The organism is Stenotrophomonas sp. 82F1 (genome assembly GCF_056861525.1).
The window spans coordinates 61,361-83,631 of record NZ_JBSPUD010000014.1; the positions used below are offsets into that span (position 1 = coordinate 61,361).

Here is a 22,271-nt window from a genome sequence, read left to right on the forward strand (position 1 = left end):
TCGGGGTACTGCATGTGTTGCTGGATCAGAACTTGTAGGTAGCGCCCATGTACATGTAGCGGCCGATGTTGTCGTACATCGCCGAACCGACGTCGGAGCCGAAGTAGTTCACCGGCGGATCCTTGTCGAAGGCGTTGTCCACGCCCAGGTAGACGTCGATCTTGTCGCCCGGGAAGCGGTAGCCGAACTGGAAGTTGTGGTAGACGTACGAGCCGTTGCGGATCGGGCTGGTCTGGCCCGGGTTGGCCTGGTAGCTCTTCGGCTGCACGCGCAGGTTGCTGCTCACGTAGTTCAGGTCCCACGACGCACGCCACTGACCCAGCGAGTACTTGGTCTGCAGCGAACCGCGCCAGCGCGGGTCGGTCACCCAGGTGACGTTCTCGTCGTACTCGTTCGGGAAGTCCTGGAAGGCCCATTCACGCGACTGCAGCAGGCGGGTACCGACCAGGCGGATCACCGTGTCACCCTCGGCCAGCTTGAACCGGTAGTCCATCTCCAGGTCGACGCCGACGCGACGCGAGCGTGCCAGGTTTTCGTTCAGCGCAACCCAACGGCTGATCGAATGTTCCGGGAAGGTACGACCGCCCGCATCGGTCTTGCCACCGGCCGGTGCGCGCTCGATGAAGCCGCAGAAGCTGTTGTTGATGCCTCCCGGCGAGTCCACGCAACGCGTGGCGTTGGTCTGCGCCGAGACGGCACCGATGGCGTCCTTCAGGCTGATCCACCAGTAGTCCACGGACATGCCGAAGCCCTGCAGGAAGTCGGGCTGCCAGACCAGGCCATAGGTGAAGCTGCGTGCGCGCTCCGGCTTCAGGTTCGGGTTGCCGCCGCTGACACCCGGGCGGGTTGCAGTGTAGGTATCGACCCAGCCCACTGGCACGCCCAGCGCCGAGCAGTTGGCCTGGCGCAGGGCCGGATCAGCTGCCGTATTGGGGCGGTTGGAATTGGTAGCCAGGTAGTTGCAGGGATCGTTGACGGTGGCGAAGTTCTCGCTCTGCGGGTTGTACAGTTCGCCGATGCTCGGCGCACGCACCGCCTGCGACAGGGTGCCGCGGGCACGCAGGGACGGGATGATGGTCCAGTCCAGGCCGACCTTCCAGGTGGTGGTCTTGCCGATGCTGCTGTAATCGGACCAGCGACCGGCAGCGTCCATGGTCAGGTTGTAGATGCCCGGGATGTCGGCCAGCAACGGCACGGTGGCTTCGACGAACGCTTCGCGCACGTCGTACTTGCCCATGCGGTTGGGGATCGCGTTGAGGAAGGTCAGGCCCTGCGCTGCCAACGGATCGGTGATTTCACGGCTCTTCTCGCGGCGGTATTCCACGCCACCGGCCACGCCGACGTCGCCGGCCGGCAGGCTGAACAGCGAGGCGTTGGCCAGCGAGGCGCTGAACACCGACTGCTGCAGGCGCGAATAGTTGAACGAATCGACGTTCATCCAGTCGCGTGCCGCCTGGGTCACCGCGCCATTGCCGAACACCGAGAACGGCACGCAGCCTTCGCGGGCGAACTGCGAGTACACGCGGTTGCCGTTGTTGGGGTTGGTCGCGTTCGGGTTCAGCGTGGTGCGGCAGACGATCTGGCCGGTGGACGGATCGACCACGGTGTCCAGGCCGGCCTGCCAACGCTCGTTGATGCGGTTGTTGAGGTTCCAGCGCTTGACTTCGCTCTGGCCCCAGTTGCCGTACACGTCGTAGGTCCAGTTCTCGGTCAGGTTGCCCTCGACGCCGAGCACGAAGCGCTGGGTGTTGCGCTCCACGTGCTCGCCACGCTGGCCGGCATCGACGTTGAAGCGGCTCAGGGTCAACTGGCTGGCGCCGTTGGCGGCCATCAGCGCGCGCAGCTGCGGCGAAACGTAGGCGTTGTCGCGCTGGATGCGCAGGGTCTGGTCGAACGACGGCTGGGCCAGGAAGTCCGAGACGGTCTCGGTGTACTTGCCTTCGAAGTACAGGCGATGGTTGTCGGTCAGGTCGAAGTTGACGACCGCATTGACGCTCTTGCGGTCGAAGCCGGGCTGCAGATCGGCCACCGAATTGAGGTCGGCGAAGTCGCAGTTGACGCAGCTGGTGGTGCTCGGCATCACGCCGTCATAGCGCTGCGGGCGGTAGGTGCCGTCCGGATTGAACTGGTAGCGGTTGCCCCAGGTCGCCTTGTTGTTGGGCGAGAACGCACCCAGCGTGAAGGTGCCGCCGAAGGAGATCGAGTGGTTGCCGCCGGGGCCGCTCAGCACCGTCTGCGGATTGCTTTCGTTGGAGGGCTTGGTCGGGTCGTAGTTCGGGTTCGGCACCGACACCAGGAATTCGTTGCCGATCGCGCGGTCGCTGCGGACAAAGCGGTCCTGCTTGCTGTATTCCAGTGCGATCGCCGCGCTGCCGCGGCCATTGGCGAAGTCGGTACCGGCCGAGGCGCTGATGAAGGAGCGGTTGAAGCCGCCCTCACTGGCCATGCCGGTCTGGGCGCGCACTTCGGCACCGTCGAACGACTTCTTCATGATGAAGTTGACGACGCCGGCCACGGCATCGGCGCCATACACGGCCGAGGCACCACCGGTGATGACTTCAACGCGTTCGATCCACTCGACCGGGATCGTGTTGACGTCCACCGCCGAGGAGCCGGAGGTCGCGCCGACATGGCGGCGACCATTGACCAGCACCAGCGTACGCGAGGTGCCCATGCCGCGCAGGTCCATCAGGCCCACGCCGGCGGTGCCGATGAAGCGGGTGGAATTGCCCAGCGTGTAGGTCGGGCTCAGCGCCGGCAGGCGCGCCATCAGGTCGCCGATGTTGTTGGCGCCGGTGGCGCGGATTTCTTCGGCGGTAATGGCGGTGACCGGCGAGGGGGTCACGAAGCCGGTACGCGCGATGCGCGAGCCGGTCACGCTGACGCGGTCCAGGTCGATCGGGTTGCTGCCGGAGCTGGCCTCCTGGGCCAGGGCCGGGGCCGCGGCGGCCATCATCAGGCCGGCGAGCAGAGCGTTGGTCAGCGGGTGGCGACCGGGCGTGCGGTGGTGCGTCATCAGGTGAATCCCCCTAGTGGAAAGAGATCGACCACCTCCGTGTGTATGTTATGTGAATGTTCATGTGTCGTCCTGACGTTCATTGAACCTAACATGGGCTTAACGGAAAAAGCATGGTTCCGTCACATTTCTTTGCGGAATAAGGCTTTTTAGATCACCAAATTGCAACAATTACAGTGCCTTAGTCTCAGTTGTGATGAAAAGATCCTGTTTTCGATTCAATATATGAATGGGGTGTTAAGTGTTGCTTTGCGCAAATTGGCGGTTCGCTGGGCAGGGCCTCACGCCTGGACGGGGCTCCGGGCCGCACGGTGCAGGCTGGCTTCCTGTTCTCCCTTGATCCCGTCTGGCGGCCATTGCCAGTCCCGGCGTCTGTCGGGCCTGTGACAGAGGCAGCAGGGGGAGGCAGGCCCTGCAAAAGGAAAGGGCGGCTTGCGCCGCCCTTTCCGGGGTACTGCAGTTGCTGCTGGGATCAGAACTTGTACTTCAGACGCACGAACGGAGTGCGGCCGTAAAGGTCGTACTGGGTGGCGAATGCGGGGATGTTGCCGTAGCGCGCATCGCTCACTCCAGTGGAGATCAGCGGCGGGGTCTTGTCGAAGATGTTGCTGACGCCCACCAGGATTTCCCAATCTTCCTGCGCATAGCTGACCGACGCGGTGTGGTACGTGCGCGAATCGGCCACGATGTCACGGTAGGAGTTCGGACGGCCCTGGTAGGTGTACACCGGATCCAGATCGATGTCTTCGGTCTTGTGGATATAGGTGGTCAGCCAGTTGAACGACCAGTCGCCACGGGTCAGGCTCAGTGCCAGGTTGCCCACGACCTTGGGACGGCCGATGTCGCCCAGCAGTTCCGACGACTCCAGGCCGCTTGCAGCTGCGCTGGAGAACACTTCCTGGGTGTCTTCGATCGTGTAGGTGACCTGCGTCTCGGCCGAGAACTTGCCGAACGAGAAGTCGTGATCGAAGTTGGCGGTCAGGTCATAACCACGGGTGCGCTGCTTGTTGATGTTGATGTACTTGTTCTGGATCTCGGTCACCGCGTACGGCTGGTTGCCCGTAGCCGGGTTGCGGGTAAGCAGGTCGCAGTAGCTGTTCGGGTACACCGTGCCGCCGTAGCAACCGCGCATGATGTTGGTGCTGCCCAGCTGTGCGATTTCATCCTTCACTTCATAGTCGAAGTAGTCGATGGCCACGCTGAGGTTGGCAAAGGTCGGAGTGAACACGATGCCTGCAGTCTTCGCACGCGAGGTTTCGGGGATTAGACCGCTGCCACCGCCGGTGGCGTACACCGTACCGCTGGAGCCGCCGCCCGCGTAGTCGGCGGGAATTCCAGCTGCTGCGCAGTTGGTCTGGTAGGCGCTGTTGGAGCTTTCACCCCAGCGAACGCACGGATCGTTCGCCTGCGAGAAGAAGCCGGTCTGGTTGCCCAGATACAGCTCGTACAGGCCCGGAGCGCGGTAGGAAGTGCCGATCGAGCCACGCAGACGCACCGACGGGATGACCTGCCAGTTCACGCCGACCTTCCAGACGTTGTCCGAACCGGAGACCGTGTCGTACTTGAACACGCGGCCCGAGGCGTTCAGGCTCAGCGATTCAATCGCCGGCAGGCCCTTCAGCAGCGGCACATCCAGCTCGACGAAGGCTTCCTTGACCTTGTCGTTGCCCTTGGTCACATCAGCCGAGGACGAGCCCCAGATGTCGCCGGCGCGCGACAGTTCGCCGGGTTGGTCGTTGATCGAGTAGTAGCGGTATTCCAGGCCGGCAGCAACACCCACCGCGCCCGCCGGCAGTTCGAACAGGTCGCCGCTGACGATTGCGTTGATGGTGGCCTGCTTGTAGATGGTCTTGCCCCAGTCCCAGACGCCCAGCTTCTCGACCAGTTCATCGACCTTGCGGCCGCTGAGGTAGTCCGGATCGAAGTAGTTCACTGCCGGAGGCGCATCGGTGTAATCGAGGTCGCCACTCTTGGAGGCCTGGATGGCCAGATTGCCGTACTTGCCCTTGGAGTGGCTGAAGTTCGCGTTGACTTCCCATGCCCAGGTGTCGGTGCCCTTGAACAGGCCATCAAGCTTGGTGGAGGCATAGAAGTAGTCGACCGTCACATCCTGCTGTGACTTGAACAGCATCACCGGGTTGGCTTCGGTGCGGGTGCCCGGCAGATATGCATACGGGAAGAACTGGCGCCAGGAGAACGTTTCGGTTTCGCGGCGGTTGAACAGGAACTGCGTCTTCCAGTTCACCGAATCGAAGCCGAAATCGGTTGCCAGGTAGACGGTTTTGCGTTCCTGCTGGTTGATGATCTGGCCCTCGCCCCAGCGGGCAAAGTTCAACGGCTCATCGTAGAAGGCCTGACCACGCGCGTAGGTCTGGGTCTTGCGCGGGCGGTAGCCCGGCAGCGGGCCGACAGTGGTGCCATCACCTGACGGCACATAGCGCGTGCTGCCGATGTCGACCACGTTGTGCAGCATGTTGTTGCAGCCGGCCAGCGGGGTGCCGGCGTTGATCGAGCGATCTTCGCGGTCGATCCGGTTGCCGTCCGCGTCCTTGATCAGGTCGTTGCCGCAATTCAAATAGTCACGATCGCCGCGGGTCAGCTCATAGTGCTTGTACCACTCGACGGCTGCGACGACGCTGCCCTTCTCGAAGTTCCAGCCATTGGCCAGCGACGCCGAGAACACTTCACCGCCGCCCTCGGTCGGCACGCGGCCGGTGACGGTCAGTTCCGGACGCTCGATGTTCTTCTTGGTGATCAGGTTGACCACGCCGGCCACGGCATCGGAGCCGTAGATGGAGGACGAGCCGTCCTTCACGATCTCGGCGCGCTGCAGGATGGCGGTGGGAATGACGTTCAGGTCGAAGGCGCCCACGGCACCACGGGTGCCGGCCGGGCCCGGACGCTGGCCGTCCAGCAGCACCAGGGTGCGGTTGGCGCCCAGGCCGCGCAGCGACACGGTCTGCACGCCGGTGCCGCCGTCGACGACGAAGCCGCCGAACTGGTGCGTGATCTGCGTTTCCGCCGAACCGATGGCCGACTTCTGCAGGAACTCAGCGACGTTGACCTGGCCCTGCTTGGCGTTGGTCTCGGCGTTGATGGTGAACACCGGCGAGGTGGTTTCGTAGTCCGCGCGGCGGATCAACGAGCCGGTGACGGTGACCTTGTCAAGGTCCGTCGCACGCTGGGTGGAGGAAGAAGTGCTTGACGCCTTTGCTTCCTGCTGGGTGGTCTCCTGGGCCAGTGCCGGTGCGACCTGGAGGCAGGCCAGCACAGCGAGAGTCAGTGGTACGCGGCTTGGCTTGTTATGGCGGTTGGCGTTGCGCATTTCGGTGTGATCCCCACTTGTTATGCTTCGGTTAATGGAGTGTATGTGTGGCGTAAAGTAAATGCAACATGAATGGATAGGTGTCGTAACTTGTTGTTGCTAAGGGGGAATTCATGAATCCGGGCATTAAAAAACCCCGTCGGTTAAGCCGGCAGGGTTGTTGATCGGGCCCCTCTGCTGGGGTTACAGGCCGCCCGGCCCGCAGTCCTTTGCCAGGTAGTCGGCCATCAGGGTGAGGGTCGTCTGGAAGTGGCGCGGGTACCACGGCATGCTGTGCGGCATGTCCGGGATCAGTTCGAACCTGGCCGGCACCTTGCCCTGCACGGCGGAGTAGAAATTGCGGGCATGGAACGCCGGCGTGCGTACATCGCGGTCGCCGACGAAGGTCAGCAGCGGGATGGTGGCCTTGGCCGTGTTCTGCATCGGGTCCATGCCCTTCACCGTGCGGCCCTGCAGGATGCGCTGCAGGCGGTTCTGGCTCCAGGACGTGCCCAGCCGGCCCAGGTCGGTGACCGGTGCACCGGCGATGGCGCACTGGTACGGCGATGGGCTGCGTACGGTGGCTGCCGCCGCGGCAAAGCCGCCGTAGGAGTAGCCGAAGATCGCGATGCGATCCTTCGCCGCGATGCCTTGCGACACCAGCCAGGCAGCACCATCGTCCTTGTCATCCTGCATCTTCTGGCCCCACTCGCCATCGCCGGCCAGCCACAGCTTGCGGCCCAGGCCGGAGCTGCCGCGATACTGCGGTCGCAGCACGGCATAGCCGCGCGAGGTGAAGAAGGGTACCCAGCCGGACACGTCCCAGCCCGTGTAGTCACGCGCCCACGGCCCGCCGTGCGGGTGCACCAGTGCCGGCAGTGGGCCGTCGCCCTGCTTCCAGCCTGCCGGCAGGTCGAGGATTGCAGGGATCTGCTGGCCATCGCGGGCGGTGTAGGTCACCCAGCGCTGTTCGCCGATCTGCTTGCTGTCCACCCACGGGCGTTCGTTGCCCAGCGGCATCACGTCCTTGCGGTCGGCCAGGATGTAATAGCTCTTCGGGTTGCGGTTGCTTTCGGTGGTGAACAGCACCCGCGAGAGGTCGTCGTTGTAGCCGGTGATGTAGACGGTCAGGCCCGGATAGGCCTTCTGCAGCCCTTCCTGCAGCCCTTTCATCTGCGGGTCGACGTAGATCGCCTGGCGCTGCGGTCCATCGATGTAGAAGCCCAGCACCTGGTTGAAGTTGCTCTTGCGGGTGCCGAGGATCAGCGAGCTGATGGAGAAGGTTGGGTGGGCGGCCAGTGGCTCCTTGTCGAACTCCTTCTTGACCGGATCGTAAAGGCGGGCCTGCACCAGATCGGAAAACTGGTCGGTCAGCACGTACAGTTTGCCGCTGTCATCGTCGATGCCGACCACGTCCACCGTGAAGCGTTCGCTCAGCTTGGTGGTCAGCGGCGCATGTACCTCGAACTGGCCGGCGCTGTTCTTGATCAGCACGCGCTGTTCGAAATCGTCCGAGCCGCTGGATTCGATCTGGGTCTGGGTCACCACTTCGCCGGTGCGCGGATGGAACAGGCCCGGGGTTGTGCGCGAGCTGCCCTTGAACAGCAGTTCGGTCTGGCCGGTGCGTAGGTTGAAGCGGTAGTAGTTGGCCTGCAGGGTGGCTTCATTGAGCTGGTTGATGATGACCCGGTCCGGATCCAGCGGCAGCAGGTGCACCAGAGAAGCGGTGCCGGCCAGTTCCAGGCAACGCAGGGTATCGGCACTGACTCCAAGCGATCGCGTGTTGCTGGCAAAGGCCTCGTCGAACTTGGCCTGGCTGGCGTCGGTCAGGTAGGCCTTGGTCAGGAAGGTCTTGGTGGCGCCGGTACTGTTGCCTTCGCCGCAGCCGCCCAGCTTTCCGGTCCACTCCTGGCGGCTGATGACCAGGTTGCGCCCGGCCTTGAGGGCGCTGGCAGCGATGAACTTCATTCGATCGCCGGACGGGGTGATGGCCACCGGGCCGGCGGCGAGGTTGTCCAGGTTCCAGTTGGCCAGCGCGGTATCGGCATTGTTGCTGCCGGGGGCGGCGATGATGGCGACCAGTTGCTTGCCGTCGGCACTCATCGTGACCGACTGCAGTGCGGGAATCCTGGCGAAATCCTCTGCGGGCAGCGGCGCGGCAGCGGCGTTGCCGATGCACAGTCCCAGCAGCAGCGTGGCGGCGGTACCCAAGCGGGCGGTCTTGTAGCGGGGTTGCATCATCAGAGGTTCCTTGTGGCGAGGCACGGCAACATGACCTGAAGATGAACGAAGCCCAAGGTTCCGTCAACTCGGCCTGAAGGGGGGCACGGTCCGGTGACATCACAAACGAAGAGACCCCGCCGAAGCGGGGTCTCCTGAAGTGCAGGGACCGGCGCTTACTTCTTGCCGAACTCGTACTTGGCCTGCACGTAGACCGCACGGCCGTACGGGTTGTAGATGTTGCTGTTGTACGGCGCACCGATGTTGCCGGCGTAGCTGTGGGCCTGGCCGTCGGGCATCTTGTTGAACACGTTGTTGACCATCATCGACAGGGTCAGGTTGTCCATCGCCTGGTAGTTCACGCTCAGGTTGTAGGTGGTGTACGAGCCCCACTTGCCGGCCTCGTACCCAGACGGATGCACGTAGTCGTAGCCCTTGCCCAGGTACGCCATGCGGTTGGGTGTCTTGCCGATGTAGTTGAAGTACAGGGTGGTGGTCCACTTGTCCTTCGCCCAGCCCACCGCGCCATCTGCGCGCACCTTGGCGTACTGGTCGTAGTTCCACATCGCGTACGGGTCACGCAGCAGGTCCAGGTAATCGTCGCCCGGCTGCGGCTGCAGTTCGCGCTTGATCATGTTGGTGTAGTTGCTGGAGAACTGCAGCGCACCGAAGCGGCCGATGTCCTGCACGTACTTGAAGCTGGCCGTCACCGCCTGCAGGTTCTGGCTGGCGATGTTCATCTTCGGCGTGTAGATCTGCTCCAGCTTGCCGGTGCCGTCACGGGTGATCCAGTCGCTCACGTTCTGGCAGCTGGCCGAGGTGTTGTTGGTCTGGCCGTTGCGGCAGTAGTACTCGGCCAGCAGCAACTGGTCGGAACTGAGGGTGTTGACCTCGTTCTTGATCTTCCAGTTGTAGTAGTCCACCGACACCGACAGGTTGTTGATGGGGGCCCACACGATGCCTGCGTTCCAGACGTCGGCGGTGATCGCTTCCAGATCGGGGTTGCCGGACTGTTCGCCGAACACCGACTCGTTGGCGTACGGGCACCCGACGGTGTCGCTGGGGTTGAAGCCAAGCTGGCCACAGCGGTAGTAGTCGACCGAACTGTTGGCGTAGTAGCCGCTGCGGCCCTGGAACGCGTCGGACAGGCTGGGCGCGCGGAAGGCAGTGCCGTACTTGCCGCGGAACAGCAGGCTTTCAATGGGACGGAATTCCACACCGATGCTGTACGTCGACTTGTCGACGGTCTTGTCGGCGATCTTGAATGCGTCGTAGCGGCCCGAGGCGGTCACGGTCAGCGACTCCAGCAGCGGCATGCGCAGCTCGCTGGTCAGCGCGTAGTTGCTGCGATGGCCGGCGCCGGCGACCGAGGTGGTGCCCCACACGCTGCCATCGAGCAGGCGCTGGTCCGGCGTATACGACCAGCCTTCGCTGCCGGCTTCGGCGACCACGGCCAAGCCCGCATCGCCACCGGGCAGCTTGAACAGCGAACCGTTGGTGATCTGCGCGCGGCCCAGGTTCTGCCAGGTGCGGCTCTTGTTGTAGGTGAAGCCGGTGAAGGTCTGGAAATCACCTGCCGGCAGCGGCGAATAGAACGCGCCCCAGTTCGGGTTGTAGATGTTGTAGCCGTCGTCGCTGACGCCCAGTACCGGACCCAGCACGCGGTCTTCGAAGTAGCTGTCGATCTCGTTGGCCCAGCGCGCGAAGCTGCGCTCGGTCAGCTTGTACTCGCCGCGGCTGAAGCTGGCGCTGTAATCCCAGTTGCCGACGTTGCCACGACCACCGAGGGTGACCTGGTAGGCCTTGTTGCGATCGGTGCTCATGATGTCGCGGTAGCCGGCGGCGCTGATGTCCTCTGGCGCGAACGCGCGCTGCAGGTTCATGTATTCGCCACTGGCCTGGTCGACGAACGCACCGAAGCCGACATCGCTGCCCCAGAAGGCATAGCCCGAACCGGCGTTGTACTGCACCTCTTCCAGGCTGTACAGCGCATCGGCGAACAGCTGGAAGTTGTCGTTGACGTCGAAGGACATCGACGAATAGATCTGGCTGCTTTCCTTGCCGTTCTTCAGGGTCTTGTAGCCGGCACTGAAGGGCGAACCACAGGATTCACCGGTGGCTCGCGTGCCCAGTACGGTGGTGCCGCCGAACTGGCCGGCTACGTTGGCGCAGCGGGTCGGGTCCATCATCACGTAAGCGTTCTGCTGGCCCGGCAGGTAGACCAGGAAGTCGTTGGTCGGCACCTGCGGCGTATAGCCCTGGGTGTTGTTCTGCTTGGTCAAATCACGCTGATAGCCCCAGATCGGGCTGCTCTTCTCGTACTGCACGTTGACCAGCGCGTGGAAGCGGTCATCGAAGGCGTTGAAGCCATGCGCGCCACTGACGCGGAAATCGTTGCCGCCGCCCTCGGTGTGACCGCCGCCGCGCACGTTCAGCACGCCGCCGTCCATGCGGTCCTTGAGGATGATGTTGACCACACCGGCGATCGCGTCCGAGCCGTACAGCGACGACTGGCCACCGGGCAGGATCTCGATGCGCTCGACGATGTCGATCGGGATGCCGCTGAGGTTGTTGAAGGTGTCGCTGCCGTTGTAGAGGGCAGGGTAGGACAGCATCGGCCGTCCATTGATCAGGTACTTGGTGTAGCTCGGGCTGAGGCCGAACATGCCCGAGGCTTCAGCGCCCTGGGTGAACGAAGCCGAGGTCTGGCCGCCCTGCAGGCCGCCGGTGGTCAGCGAGTTCTGCTGCAGCACCTCGGCCACGCTGGTGAAGCCGCGGGTCTGGATGTCCTCGGCGGTGACGGTCAGGACCGGCGTGTGGTTCTCGATCTGCGTCTGCGGGATCAGTGAGCCGGTGACGGTCACGCGTCCGAGATCGGTGGGCGTGTTGTCCTGGGCGAGCGCGATTGCGCTGCTGCTGGCCAGGATCAGGCCGCTGAGGACGGCGCGGGTGAGCGGGTGACGCGGAAAGCCATTGCGAGACATGCGGTACTCCGTGTGGTCGTGAGAAACGCGTTTTCCCTTTCCTGGGAACTCATGGATTGTTCAGCAGCCTGCAGACACAGAAGGGCGGCGTTTTTCGAACGTAACACACGCTTAACTTGTTTTTCGCGGACTTGTCGCGCTCTCGCAATGGCTCGTTGCGAGTTAATAAAAAAATCTTTAAAAACAATATATTGCGATATCGGTACGAATTTGCCGATTGTGGCTTAATGAATAATGCGTAAATGGTTGATGGGTTAACAATCGGGATATTCATGCGCTGATCGATGCACATGCGTCGCCCCAAAAAAAAGGCCCCGCCGAAGCGGGGCCTGGTCCGGAATCAAACCCGGAAAACGACGGGATTACTTGCCGAAGTCGTACTTGGCCTGCACGTACACGGTGCGGCCGTAGACGTTGTACAGGTAGTTGTTGAACGGCGTGCCGGAAGTACCCTGGTAGCTGTGGGCCTGCTGCTCGGGCATCTTGTTGAACACGTTGTTGACCATCAGCGACAGGGTCAGGTCATCCTGCACGCGGTAGTTCACGCTCAGGTTGTAGGTGGTGTACGACGCCCACTTGCCTGCCTTGTAGCCCGACGCGGTGTGGGTGTACTCGTAGCCGTTCAGGCCTGCCAGGTAGTTCGGGGTGTGGCCGATGTAGTTGGCGTACAGCGTGGTGGTCCACTTGTCCAGCGACCAGGCCACCGACGCGTCGGAACGGACCTTGGCGAAGCTGTCGTAGTTCCACATCGACTTCGGGTTGCCCAGCAGGTCCTGGAAGTCCTCGCCCGGCTGCGCCTGCACTTCACGCTTGAGCATGTTGGTGTAGTTGCCCGAGAACTGCAGCGAACCGAAGCGGCCGATGTCCTGCAGGTACTTGAAGCCGACGGTCACGGCCTGCAGGTTCTGGCGGGCCACGTTCATCTTCGGGGTGTACAGCGAGCTCAGGTTGCCGGCCGAATCACGGGTGACCCAGTCAGCCACGTTCTGGCAGGTAGCCGAGGAACCGTTCGGCAGGCCGTTGCGGCAGTAGTACTCGGCCAGCAGCAGCTGGTCGGTGCTGGCCGTATCGACTTCGTTCTCGATCTTCCAGTTGTAGTAGTCGGCCGAGATCGACAGGTTCGCCATCGGCGCCCAGACGATGCCCGCATTCCAGACGTCGGCGGTGATCGGCTCCAGGTCCGGGTTGCCGGCACGCTCGGAGTAGACCGAGACGCTGTCCGCGTAGCGGCAGGCGTCGGTGTTGCCCGGCACGTAGCCCAGCTCGCCGCAACGGTAGTAGTCGGTCGAGTTGGCAGCGTAGTAGCCGCTGCGGCCCTGGAACGCGTCGGGCAGGGTCGGTGCGCGGAAGGCGGTGCCGTACTTGCCGCGGAACAGCAGGCTTTCGATCGGACGGAACTCGACACCCACGCTGTAGGTGGCCTTGTCGACGGTGTTGTCGGCGATCTTGAAGGCGTCATAGCGACCGGAAGCGGTCACCGTCAGCGACTCCAGCAGCGGCATGCGCAGCTCGCTGGTCACCGCGTAGTTGCTGCGATGGCCGTTGCCGGCAACAGCCGACGAGCCCCACACGTCGCCGTCCAGCAGGCGCTGGTCGGGGCTGTAGTCCCAACCTTCGCTGCCGCCTTCGACGACCACGGCCAGGCCGGCGTCACCGCCCGGAAGCGAGAACAGCGAGCCATTGGTGACCTGCGCGCGTGCCAGGTTCTGCCAGGTGCGGGCATGGTTGGTGGTGTAGCCGGTGAAGCCAGCGAAGTCTTCCGGCGCGATCGGCGAGTAGAACGCGCCCCAGTTGGTGTTGTAGATGCCGAAGCCATCCTTGGTGCCCAGCTGCGGGCCCAGCACCTTGTCGGCGAAGTAGCTGTTGATGGCATTGCCGAAGCGCTGGAACTTGCTTTCATCCAGGCGGTATTCGCCACGGGTGAAACTCAGGCTGTAGTCCCAGTTGCCGACCGCGCCCTTGCCGCCCAGGGTGACCTGGTAGGCACGGCTCTTGTCGTTGTTCAGGATGCCCTTGTAGCCTTCGCCGCCGATGTCTTCCGGAGCGAACGCGCGCTGCAGGTTGACCAGCTTGCCCGACGCCTGGTCGTAGAAGCCGCCCATGCCGCTCTTGGTGCCCCACCACAGGTAGTTCGAGCCCGAGGTGTATTCGGTCTTTTCCTTGCTGTAGAGCACGTCGGCGAACAGCTGGAAGTTGTCGTTCACGTCGAAGGTCATCGACGAGTAGAACTGGCCGCTGTCCTTGCCGTTCTTCAGGGTCTTGTAGCCGGCGCCGAACACCGAACCGCAGGACTGGCCGGTCGGACGGTTGGCCAGCACGGTGGTGCCATCGAACTGGCCGGCAACGTTGGCGCAGTTGCTCGGGTCCATCATGTACAGCGCGTTGGTCTTGGCGTCGATGACGGCGAAGTCGTTCGACGGCAGCTGCGCGGTGTAACCGTGGGTGTTGTTCTGCTTGGTCAGATCACGCTGGTAGCCCCAGATCGGGTTGCTGCTTTCGATCTGCACGTTGACCAGTGCATTGAATCGATCGTCCAGCGCCGAGAAGCCGTGTGCGCCGCTGATGCGGAAGCTGTTGCCGCCGCCTTCGGTGGAGGTGCCGCCACGCACGGACAGGCTGCCGCCTTCCATGTGGTCCTTCAGGATGATGTTGACCACGCCGGCGATCGCATCCGAACCGTACAGGGAGGACTGGCCGCCCGGCAGGACTTCGATGCGCTCGACGATGTCGATCGGAATGCCGCTGATGTTGTTGAACGCGTCGCCACCGTTGTACAGCGCCGGGTAGGACATCATCGGGCGGCCGTTGATCAGGTACTTGGTGTAACCCGGATTCAGGCCGAACATGCCAGCGGCTTCAGCGCCCTGGGTGAACGAAGCGGAGGTCTGGCCGCCCTGGATGCCGCCGGTGGTCAGCGAGGACTGCTGCAGCACTTCGGCGACGCTGTTGAAGCCGCGCGACTGGATGGCTTCAGCGCTGATGGTCATGACCGGGGTCTGGGTTTCAACCTGGGTCTGCGGGATCAGCGAGCCGGTGACGGTGATCTTGTCCAGGTTGGTGGCCTTGTCTTGGGCCATTGCCGGCGAGGCGGCAACCAGGGCGGAGATCAAGGCGACAGCGAGGGTGTTGCGACGTGCGGAATTGCGAAGGTCTTTCATGTAGTTCCGTTCAGAGAGCAAATACGAGTACGGCACTGCGCATGCGCCATCGTGCGTGCTGTAGAACCAGCGACGCAGCCCAAAACCAGTGCTTAGCGAACGTAACATGAACTTAACAATCTGTGCACGAATCTGTAGCAATCCTGAATTTCAGTCAGCGTACGTCCAGCTTGTATGATGTTGGGTTCTTCTTATCGATTCACCCCGGAGTCCGCAGTGAACAGTTCTTCCCGTCGTCCGCATGCCAGCCAGGTGCAGAAGGGACTGGCGCCGCATGCGCGCATCCGCAACGTGATCGCGGTGGGCTCGGGAAAGGGTGGGGTGGGCAAGTCGACCACGGCGGTCAACCTCGCCGTTGCCCTGCAGCAGCTGGGTGCGCGCGTCGGCGTGCTTGATGCGGACATCTACGGCCCCAGCGTGCCGGCGATGCTGGGTCTGTCCGGCCGCCCGGAGAGCCCGGACAACAAGAGCATCGAGCCGATGCGTGCGTTCGGCGTGGACACCATGTCGATCGGTTATCTGGTCGAGGACGAGACACCGCTGATCATGCGTGCACCGCGCGCGACGGCGGCGCTGACCCAGCTGTTCGAAGACACGCTGTGGGATGACCTGGACTACCTGCTGATCGACCTGCCGCCGGGTACCGGCGACATCCAGCTGACCCTGGTGCAGAAGATCCCGCTGGCCGGCGCGGTGATCGTCACCACGCCGCAGGACATCGCTACGCTGGACGCGAAGAAGGCGCTGAAGATGTTCGAGAAGGTCGAAGTGCCGGTGCTGGGCGTGGTCGAGAACATGGCCGTGCATACCTGCAGCAACTGCGGGCACGTGGAGCACCTGTTCGGCGAGGGTGGTGGCGAGCGCATGGCGGCGCAGTACGGGGTACCGCTGCTGGGGTCGCTGCCGCTGCAGATCGGCATCCGCGAGCAGGGTGACGCCGGTACCCCGATCACCGCCGCGCAGCCGGATTCGGCCGCGGCCCAGGCCTACCATCGCGCTGCCCAGCGTCTGGTCGAGGAGGTGGGCAAGCGCCCGCGCGCCTCGATCCCGATCCTGTCCTCGCTGCTGTAAGGGCCCGCTGGCGGGGCTGCGGCGGCGACGCCCGGCCCCCTGCTAGAATCCTCGCGCCCCCTTGCACCCAGGACAGAGCATGAGCATCAAGAGTGACCGTTGGATCCGCCAGATGTCCGAACAGCACGGCATGATCGAGCCGTACGAGGCCGGGCAGGTCAAGCAGGTCAACGGCGAGCGCATCGTCAGCTACGGCACCTCCAGCTACGGCTATGACGTGCGCTGCTCGCGCGAGTTCAAGGTGTTCACCAACATCAACTCGACGATCGTGGACCCCAAGCATTTCGATCCGGGCAGCTTCGTCGATATCGTCGGTGACGAGTGCATCATTCCGCCGAACAGCTTCGCGCTGGCGCGCACGGTCGAATATTTCCGCATTCCGCGCGACACCCTGGTGGTGTGCCTGGGCAAGAGCACCTATGCGCGCTGCGGCATCATCGTCAACGTGACCCCGCTGGAGCCGGAGTGGGAAGGCCATGTGACCCTGGAATTCAGCAACACCACGCCGCTGCCGGCGCGCATCTACGCCAACGAAGGCGTGGCGCAGATGCTGTTCTTCCAGTCCGATGAAGTGTGCGAGACCTCGTACAAGGACCGTGGCGGCAAGTACCAGGGCCAGACCGGCGTGACTCTGCCGCGCACCTGAAGGGGGCGCCGGGCGATGCCCGGCGTTCTGCGTGATCACGAAGGCGGCGCTTGCGCCGCCTTTGCTTATTTGCCGCGACCGAACAGGATCGCGATGCCCACGGCCACCAGGCCGAGCGGCCACCAGGTCAGCAGCAGGCGCGACAGGTTCAGGTTGGTCCAGCCCAGATTGCTGGCCAGCATGAACAGGCCGATCAGGATCAGCAGGATGGCGGCGACGATATTGAATCGCATCGGGTCGGCACTGGCTCAGGAATGGGCCGGATATCCTAGCCGTTCCTTCCAGTAGGCGACATGCTGGTCCAGTGCGGCCGGTTCATAGCGGTGCGCCGGGCCGCTGCCCCAGACCGGTCCCGGCCACGCCGGATCGCCGTCGTGGCGGCCGATCACGTGGAAATGCAGCTGGCGCACGATATTGCCCAGCGCGCCGATGTTGATCTTCTCCACCCCGTCGGAACCGTGCAGCGCCTTGCAGGCGCGGTTGAGCTCGGTGCGCAGCTTGTCCTGCTGCTCGCCGTCCAGCTCGATCCACTCGGTCACCCCGGCCAGGCGCGGCACCAGGACCAGCCAGGGGAATCGTTCGTCGTTCATCAGTCGCACTTGCGACAACGGGCCTTCAGCCACCAGCACGCTATCGGTGGCCAGGCGTGAATCGAGTTCGAAATCGCTCATCCAAGATGCTCCGAGAAGAAGTCCAGGGTGCGTTGCAGCGCCAGGGCGGCGCTGTCTGGATCATACGCATGTCCGACCTCGCGGTTGAAGGCATGGTCGGCCGGATAGACGAAGGTCGCCATCTGCGGCAGCTTCTCGCGGTGGGCCTGGATCGCCTCCGGCGGGATGCTCTTGTCCTGCGCGCCGAAGTGGAACATCACCGGGGCCTTCGGCGTCTCATCCAGGAACTGCACGTTGCGTGCGCCGTAGTAGCTCACCGAGGGCAGGCCCAGGCGCAGCGCCGACAGCAGCGCGACGCTGCCGCCCCAGCAGTAGCCGACCGTGCCGACCTTGCCGTGCGGGGCCAGCCGGGTAGCGGCGGCGCGGACCACTTCCAGCGCCTTTTCCATGCCCAGCGCGGTGACCCGTTCCAAGCCATCCTTCACGCCTTCGGGGGTATAGGGCAGGGCATCCGGATCGGCCTCGGGGCCGTCCACCAGGTCGAAGAATGACGGTGCCAGCACCGCGTAGCCCTCGGCCGCGAAGCGTTCGGCCACGTTGCGGATATGCGGGTTGGCGCCGAAGATTTCCTGCACCACCACCAGTGCGCCGCGGGGTTTGCCCTCGGGCAGTGCCTGCCAGGCGCGGACCGGGCCGTAATGCGTGTCCAGGGTGATCCATTCGGACATCGGGGGGTACCTCGTTGCAGGGGGACAGGCGTGCATTGTCGGTGCTGGGCGGGTTAGCGCGATGTCAGCGGCTGTGCGGGATCGGGCGGCTCACACGATTCAGAGGCCGCCGCCCAACCCCGGTATACTGGCGCCCTTTCAGGCCCCGGCCCCCAGGTCCCCCTGCCATGCCGGCAGGGGCCCAGGCCCCCAGAGTCCCGCGATTCCATGTCCCAGCTGAACCCCAAAGTCGGCTTCGTCAGCCTTGGCTGCCCGAAGGCCCTCGTCGATTCCGAACGCATCCTCACCCAGCTGCGGTCGGAAGGCTACGACATCGTCCCGTCCTACGATTCGGCCGACGTGGTGGTGGTCAACACCTGTGGCTTCATCGATTCGGCGGTGACCGAATCGCTGGATGCCATCGGCGAGGCGATGAACCAGAACGGCAAGGTGATCGTCACCGGCTGCCTGGGCAAGCGCCCGGAGCAGATCCGTGAGGCGTACCCGAACGTGCTGGCGGTGTCCGGGCCGCAGGATTACCAGAGCGTGATGGAAGCCGTGCACGCCGCGCTGCCGCCCAAGCACGACCCGTTCGTGGATCTGGTGCCGGACTACGGCATCAAGCTGACCCCGCGCCACTACGCCTACCTGAAGATTTCCGAGGGCTGCAACCACCATTGCAGCTTCTGCATCATCCCCTCGATGCGCGGCAAGCTGGTGTCGCGTCCAGTGGACGAGGTGCTGCGCGAAGCCGAGCGCCTGGTGCGTGGCGGCGTGCGCGAACTGCTGGTGGTTTCGCAGGACACCTCGGCCTACGGCGTGGATGTGAAGTACGCCGAGAAGATGTGGCGCGACAAGGCCTACCAGACCCGCCTGAAGGCACTGTGCGAAGGTTTGTCCGAACTGGATGCCTGGGTGCGCATGCACTACGTCTATCCGTATCCGCACGTCGATGACGTGGTGCCGCTGATGGCCGAGAACCGGATCCTGCCGTACCTGGACATCCCGTTCCAGCACGCCAGCCCGCGCATCCTGCGCCTGATGAAGCGTCCCGGTGCGGTCGAGAAGACCCTGGAGCGCGTGCAGAACTGGCGCCGCATCGCGCCGGACATCACCGTGCGTTCCACCTTCATCGTCGGTTTCCCGGGCGAGACCGAGGCCGAGTTCGAAGAGCTGTTGTCCTTCCTCGACGAAGCGCAGCTGGACCGCGTGGGTGCATTCGCCTACTCGCCCGTCGAGGGCGCCACGGCCAACAACCTGCCGGACGCGGTGCCGGAAGAAGTGAAGCAGGAACGACTGGCGCGCTTCATGGAAAAGCAGGCGCAGATTTCGGCCTCGCGGCTGGAAGCCAAGATCGGCACGGTGCAGCAATGCCTGGTCGATGCCATCGAAGGCGATATCGCCGTGGCTCGTTCCAAGGCCGATGCGCCGGAGATCGACGGCCTGGTGCATATCCAGAACGCCGACCAGGTGGCGCTGCGCGTGGGTGAGTTCGTCGACGTGGAAATCACCGAGAGCGACGAGCACGACCTCTACGGCGATGCACTGCCGCCGACCACGCGCGCGGCCTTCGACCTCAAGGTGCTGTGACCGGGGCGGAGGCTGCTGATGGCGGCCCCCGCCGATTCGTGGCACCGCTGCGCGCGGCGGTGGATCGGTCTGCGTTCGATCATCCGCTGTTTGCCGGTATCGCCACGTTCGGTGATCTGCTGACGGCAGCGGACTGGCCAGGCGTGGTCGATCTGGACGCGCGCCTGACGCTGCCGGGCAAGCGCCTTGTTGAACAGGATGCGGCGTTGCTGGCCGACGGCCTGCACTACGAAACGCGCATTGCCGACGGGCGCATTGCAACCCGCGCGGGCAACTGGCACGACCTGTTCAATGCCTTGGTCTGGGCACGCTACCCGTCGATCAAGCGCGCACTCAACACGCAGCAATGCCGGCACATCGAGCGCATGGCCGCCGGACAGCGCAACCGCGCGCAGGCCGCGCTGACCCAGTTCGATGAAACCGGCGTGGTGGTGCGGGTGCGCGACCGGGCATTGCTGGCAGCCTGGGATGCTCACGATTGGCGCGCGTTGTTCGAACCCATCCATTGGCAGTCAGGGCGGATCGCCATTGCCGCTGTATTTGGTCATGCCTTGATGGAACAGGCGCTGCTGCCGGGCCGGCTGCTGGTGGGAAAATGCATCGTGCTGCAGGGCGATGAAGATGCGGACTGCGTCGGCGCGGTCGCGCAGGCCATCGACGAGGGCAGGGTGCTGCTCGACCCTCTGGAGCTGCGGCCGTTGCCATTGGCGGGCATTCCGGGCTGGCACACCGATCAGACACCAGCCTTCTACACGAACGACGATTACTTCCGCCCACTGCGCGAAGGCCGTCGTTACCCGCCGCCGCTGCTGTAGAGCGCAACCCATGCGCGGCTGAGCGCCACTGCCCGCTGGAGGCTCAGCCCTTGGCCGCAGTCTCGTACTCGACATCGATCACCGCAAAGGTGTGATGGCCACTGGGCAGTTCCACCGAAAACTCATCATCCAGGCGCTTCTTCAACAAGGCCCGCGCCAACGGTGAATCGATGCTGATCCAGCCCAGTCCTGCGTCGGTCTCATCCGGCCCGACGATGCGGTAGCGGCTGGTCTGGCCGCTGTCCACGTTCTCCAGTTCCACCCAGGCACCGAAGAACACCGCTTGCGGATCGGTCGGCGTGGTGTCGACCACGCGCAGTGATTCCAGACGCTTGGTCAGGTAGCGCACGCGTCGATCAATCTCGCCCAGCTGCTTCTTGCGGTAGGTGTATTCGGCATTTTCCGAGCGATCACCCTCTGCCGCTGCGGCGGCCAGCGCTTTCACCACTTCGGGTCGGCGCACACGCCACAGGTCATCCAGCTCGGCCTTCAAGCGTGCATGGCCGGCGGCGGTGATCAGCGCGGTGCTCTTTTCTGCAGGGGGACGCCAACGCGACATGTAATACGGCTTCTCGTACGGAATGAAACAACGACGGCGCGCCCTTGCCGGCGCGCCGCGGAGGTACTGGCGGGGTTCTCAGCGCTTGCCGCCGAAGATGCCACCCAGGATGCCGCGCACGATCTGGTTGCCCAGCTTGGTACCGACCGTACGCGTGGTCTGCTTGGCCATCGTCTCGATCATGCCCTGGCGGCGCTTGGTGCCGAAAATAGCGTCCTTGATCGACTGCCCGAAGCCACCTTCCTGCGCCTCGTCCTGTTCACGGCTGCGCGCAGCCGGCGCATCGGTTTTCTCGACGGCCTTCTGCGCGCGCTGCGCCAGCAGTTCGGCGGCCGATTCGCGGTTGATGGCGGTGTCGTAGCGCGTGCCGACCGGGCTGCCTGCACGCACCTGCGTACGTTCGGTGTCGGTGACCGGTCCCATGCGGCAGCGCGGCGGGGCGATCATCGTCTGCTGCACCGGCATCGGCACGCCCTTGTCCTGCAGGGTGGACACCAGCGCTTCGCCAGTGCCGAGCTGGCTGAGCACCTTCACCACATCCAGCTTGGGGTTCGGCACGAAGGTCTCGGCGGCGGTCTTCACCGCCTTCTGGTCGCGCGGGGTGAAAGCGCGCAACGCGTGCTGCACGCGGTTGCCGAGCTGGCCGAGGATGTTGGCCGGCACGTCGTCGGGGAACTGCGAGCAGAAGTACACGCCCACGCCCTTGGAACGGATCAGCCGCACCACCTGTTCGATGCGCTGGACCAGTGCGGGCGGTGCATCGTCGAACAGCAGGTGCGCTTCGTCGAAGATGAAGACCAGCTTCGGCTTGTCGAGGTCGCCCACTTCCGGCAGCTGCTCGAACAGCTCCGACAACAGCCACAGCAGGAAGGTGGAGTACAGCTTGGGCTTGAGCACCAGCTGGTCGGCGGCCAGGATGCCGATGACACCGCGGCCATCATGGTTGACCCGCATGATGTCGGCCAGTTCCAGCGCCGGTTCGCCGAAGAAATGCTCGCCGCCGTCCTGCGCCAGGCGCAGCAGGGCGCGCTGGATGGCGGCAACCGATTGCGCGCTGACCAGGCCGTACTCGGTGGAGATGTCCTTGCGCTCCTCGGCCACCAGGCCGAGCAGGGCGCGCAGGTCGTCCATGTCCAGCAGCAGCAGGCCGCGGTCATCGGCCAGCTTGAACACGATGTCGAGCACGCCGGCCTGGGTGTCGTTCAATTCCAGGATGCGTGCCAGCAGGGTCGGGCCCATCTCGCTCACGGTTGTGCGCACCGGGTGGCCGAGCTTGCCGTACAGATCCCAGAACACGGTGGGGCTGGCCGCCGGGGCATAGTCGCCCACGCCGATCTCGGCCGCGCGCTTGAGCAGGTTCTCGGCGCCGGTACCCGGCACGGCCAGGCCGGAGACATCGCCCTTCACATCGGCCAGGAACACCGGCACCCCGATCCGTGAAAAGCCCTCGGCCAGGGTCATCAGGGTCACGGTCTTGCCGGTGCCGGTAGCGCCGGCCACCAGCCCATGGCGGTTGCCGAGTTTCGGCAGCAGGGTGACAGCCACATCGTCGGTGATGCCTTTGCCGAGCAGAATCGGATCCATGGTCCA

At 64.1% G+C, this 22,271-nt stretch carries 14 protein-coding genes; 4 read left to right on the forward strand and 10 right to left on the reverse strand.

Annotated elements, in window-relative coordinates; all coding sequences use genetic code 11:
- Positions 1–25: 25 nt before the first annotated feature.
- The 5 genes from AC13GI_RS14185 to AC13GI_RS14205 all read right to left on the reverse strand — a co-directional run bounded on the left by AC13GI_RS14185 (position 26) and on the right by AC13GI_RS14205 (position 14,682).
- Positions 26–2,956, reverse strand: coding sequence for a TonB-dependent receptor domain-containing protein (locus tag AC13GI_RS14185; RefSeq protein WP_482996647.1), 2,931 nt, complete (start codon positions 2,954–2,956; stop codon positions 26–28).
- Between the two features lie 532 nt (positions 2,957–3,488).
- Positions 3,489–6,341, reverse strand: coding sequence for a TonB-dependent receptor domain-containing protein (locus AC13GI_RS14190; protein WP_482996632.1), 2,853 nt, complete (start codon positions 6,339–6,341; stop codon positions 3,489–3,491).
- Positions 6,342–6,524: 183 nt separating this feature from the next.
- Positions 6,525–8,558, reverse strand: coding sequence for an alpha/beta hydrolase family protein (locus tag AC13GI_RS14195; RefSeq protein WP_482996648.1), 2,034 nt, complete (start codon positions 8,556–8,558; stop codon positions 6,525–6,527).
- Between the two features lie 158 nt (positions 8,559–8,716).
- Entirely contained in the window at positions 8,717–11,524 is a 2,808-nt protein-coding gene (locus AC13GI_RS14200) for a TonB-dependent receptor domain-containing protein (protein ID WP_380651405.1), read from the reverse strand.
- 362 nt (positions 11,525–11,886) lie between these two features.
- The gene (locus tag AC13GI_RS14205; RefSeq protein ID WP_380651402.1) at positions 11,887–14,682 is read right to left on the reverse strand and encodes a TonB-dependent receptor plug domain-containing protein; all 2,796 of its coding nucleotides are present in this window, start codon (positions 14,680–14,682) and stop codon (positions 11,887–11,889) included.
- A 177-nt stretch (positions 14,683–14,859) separates the two neighbouring features.
- On the opposite strand from AC13GI_RS14205, the gene apbC reads away from it, so the two are divergent.
- Together apbC and dcd are read left to right on the forward strand one after the other, a co-directional pair.
- Positions 14,860–15,753: an iron-sulfur cluster carrier protein ApbC gene (gene apbC / locus AC13GI_RS14210; protein WP_257216136.1), complete on the forward strand. Its 894-nt coding sequence runs from the start codon at positions 14,860–14,862 to the stop codon at positions 15,751–15,753.
- A 79-nt stretch (positions 15,754–15,832) separates the two neighbouring features.
- Complete coding sequence (gene dcd / locus AC13GI_RS14215; protein WP_089236335.1) at positions 15,833–16,399, forward strand: dCTP deaminase; 567 nt, start codon at positions 15,833–15,835, stop codon at positions 16,397–16,399.
- 65 nt (positions 16,400–16,464) lie between these two features.
- Here dcd and AC13GI_RS14220 read toward each other — a convergent pair whose 3' ends face one another.
- The 3 genes from AC13GI_RS14220 to AC13GI_RS14230 are packed head-to-tail and all read right to left on the reverse strand — an operon-like array spanning position 16,465 to position 17,738.
- On the reverse strand, positions 16,465–16,632 hold the full coding sequence (locus AC13GI_RS14220) for a LiaI-LiaF-like domain-containing protein (RefSeq protein WP_025876120.1): 168 nt from the start codon (positions 16,630–16,632) through the stop codon (positions 16,465–16,467).
- Between the two features lie 15 nt (positions 16,633–16,647).
- Positions 16,648–17,070 (reverse strand): HIT domain-containing protein, encoded by a 423-nt coding sequence (locus AC13GI_RS14225; protein ID WP_032975033.1) that lies wholly within the window; start codon positions 17,068–17,070, stop codon positions 16,648–16,650.
- Positions 17,067–17,738 (reverse strand): dienelactone hydrolase family protein, encoded by a 672-nt coding sequence (locus AC13GI_RS14230; RefSeq protein ID WP_482996633.1) that lies wholly within the window; start codon positions 17,736–17,738, stop codon positions 17,067–17,069. Before AC13GI_RS14230 ends, AC13GI_RS14225 begins: the two co-directional genes overlap by 4 nt.
- A 207-nt stretch (positions 17,739–17,945) precedes the next feature.
- On the opposite strand from AC13GI_RS14230, the gene rimO reads away from it, so the two are divergent.
- Both rimO and AC13GI_RS14240 read left to right on the forward strand, forming a co-directional pair.
- The gene (gene rimO, locus AC13GI_RS14235; RefSeq protein WP_099819025.1) at positions 17,946–19,307 is read left to right on the forward strand and encodes a 30S ribosomal protein S12 methylthiotransferase RimO; all 1,362 of its coding nucleotides are present in this window, start codon (positions 17,946–17,948) and stop codon (positions 19,305–19,307) included.
- Positions 19,304–20,122, forward strand: coding sequence for a DUF3025 domain-containing protein (locus tag AC13GI_RS14240; RefSeq protein WP_099819026.1), 819 nt, complete (start codon positions 19,304–19,306; stop codon positions 20,120–20,122). Before rimO ends, AC13GI_RS14240 begins: the two co-directional genes overlap by 4 nt.
- A gap of 43 nt (positions 20,123–20,165) precedes the next feature.
- Here the strand turns inward: AC13GI_RS14240 and greB are convergent, their stop codons facing one another.
- Both greB and AC13GI_RS14250 read right to left on the reverse strand, forming a co-directional pair.
- Positions 20,166–20,681 carry a transcription elongation factor GreB gene (greB, locus tag AC13GI_RS14245; RefSeq protein ID WP_099819027.1) on the reverse strand — a complete coding sequence of 172 codons (516 nt, stop codon included), beginning with the start codon at positions 20,679–20,681 and terminating at the stop codon, positions 20,166–20,168.
- A gap of 78 nt (positions 20,682–20,759) precedes the next feature.
- Positions 20,760–22,265 (reverse strand): helicase HerA-like domain-containing protein, encoded by a 1,506-nt coding sequence (locus tag AC13GI_RS14250; protein WP_099819028.1) that lies wholly within the window; start codon positions 22,263–22,265, stop codon positions 20,760–20,762.
- Between the last annotated feature and the right edge of the window lie 6 nt (positions 22,266–22,271).

Bases quoted from the DNA above. Each gene is read 5' to 3' on its own strand.
- AC13GI_RS14190 (WP_482996632.1), bottom strand. From the start codon at position 6,341: ATGCGCAACGCCAACCGCCATAACAAGCCAAGCCGCGTACCACTGACT.
- dcd (WP_089236335.1), top strand. From the start codon at position 15,833: ATGAGCATCAAGAGTGACCGTTGGATCCGCCAGATGTCCGAACAGCAC.
- apbC (WP_257216136.1), top strand. From the start codon at position 14,860: ATGTTGGGTTCTTCTTATCGATTCACCCCGGAGTCCGCAGTGAACAGT.
- greB (WP_099819027.1), bottom strand. From the start codon at position 20,681: ATGTCGCGTTGGCGTCCCCCTGCAGAAAAGAGCACCGCGCTGATCACC.
- AC13GI_RS14220 (WP_025876120.1), bottom strand. From the start codon at position 16,632: ATGCGATTCAATATCGTCGCCGCCATCCTGCTGATCCTGATCGGCCTG.
- AC13GI_RS14250 (WP_099819028.1), bottom strand. From the start codon at position 22,265: ATGGATCCGATTCTGCTCGGCAAAGGCATCACCGACGATGTGGCTGTC.
- AC13GI_RS14230 (WP_482996633.1), bottom strand. From the start codon at position 17,738: ATGTCCGAATGGATCACCCTGGACACGCATTACGGCCCGGTCCGCGCC.
- AC13GI_RS14200 (WP_380651405.1), bottom strand. From the start codon at position 11,524: ATGTCTCGCAATGGCTTTCCGCGTCACCCGCTCACCCGCGCCGTCCTC.
- AC13GI_RS14195 (WP_482996648.1), bottom strand. From the start codon at position 8,558: ATGCAACCCCGCTACAAGACCGCCCGCTTGGGTACCGCCGCCACGCTG.
- AC13GI_RS14205 (WP_380651402.1), bottom strand. From the start codon at position 14,682: ATGAAAGACCTTCGCAATTCCGCACGTCGCAACACCCTCGCTGTCGCC.
- rimO (WP_099819025.1), top strand. From the start codon at position 17,946: ATGTCCCAGCTGAACCCCAAAGTCGGCTTCGTCAGCCTTGGCTGCCCG.
- AC13GI_RS14185 (WP_482996647.1), bottom strand. From the start codon at position 2,956: ATGATGGCCGCCGCGGCCCCGGCCCTGGCCCAGGAGGCCAGCTCCGGC.
- AC13GI_RS14225 (WP_032975033.1), bottom strand. From the start codon at position 17,070: ATGAGCGATTTCGAACTCGATTCACGCCTGGCCACCGATAGCGTGCTG.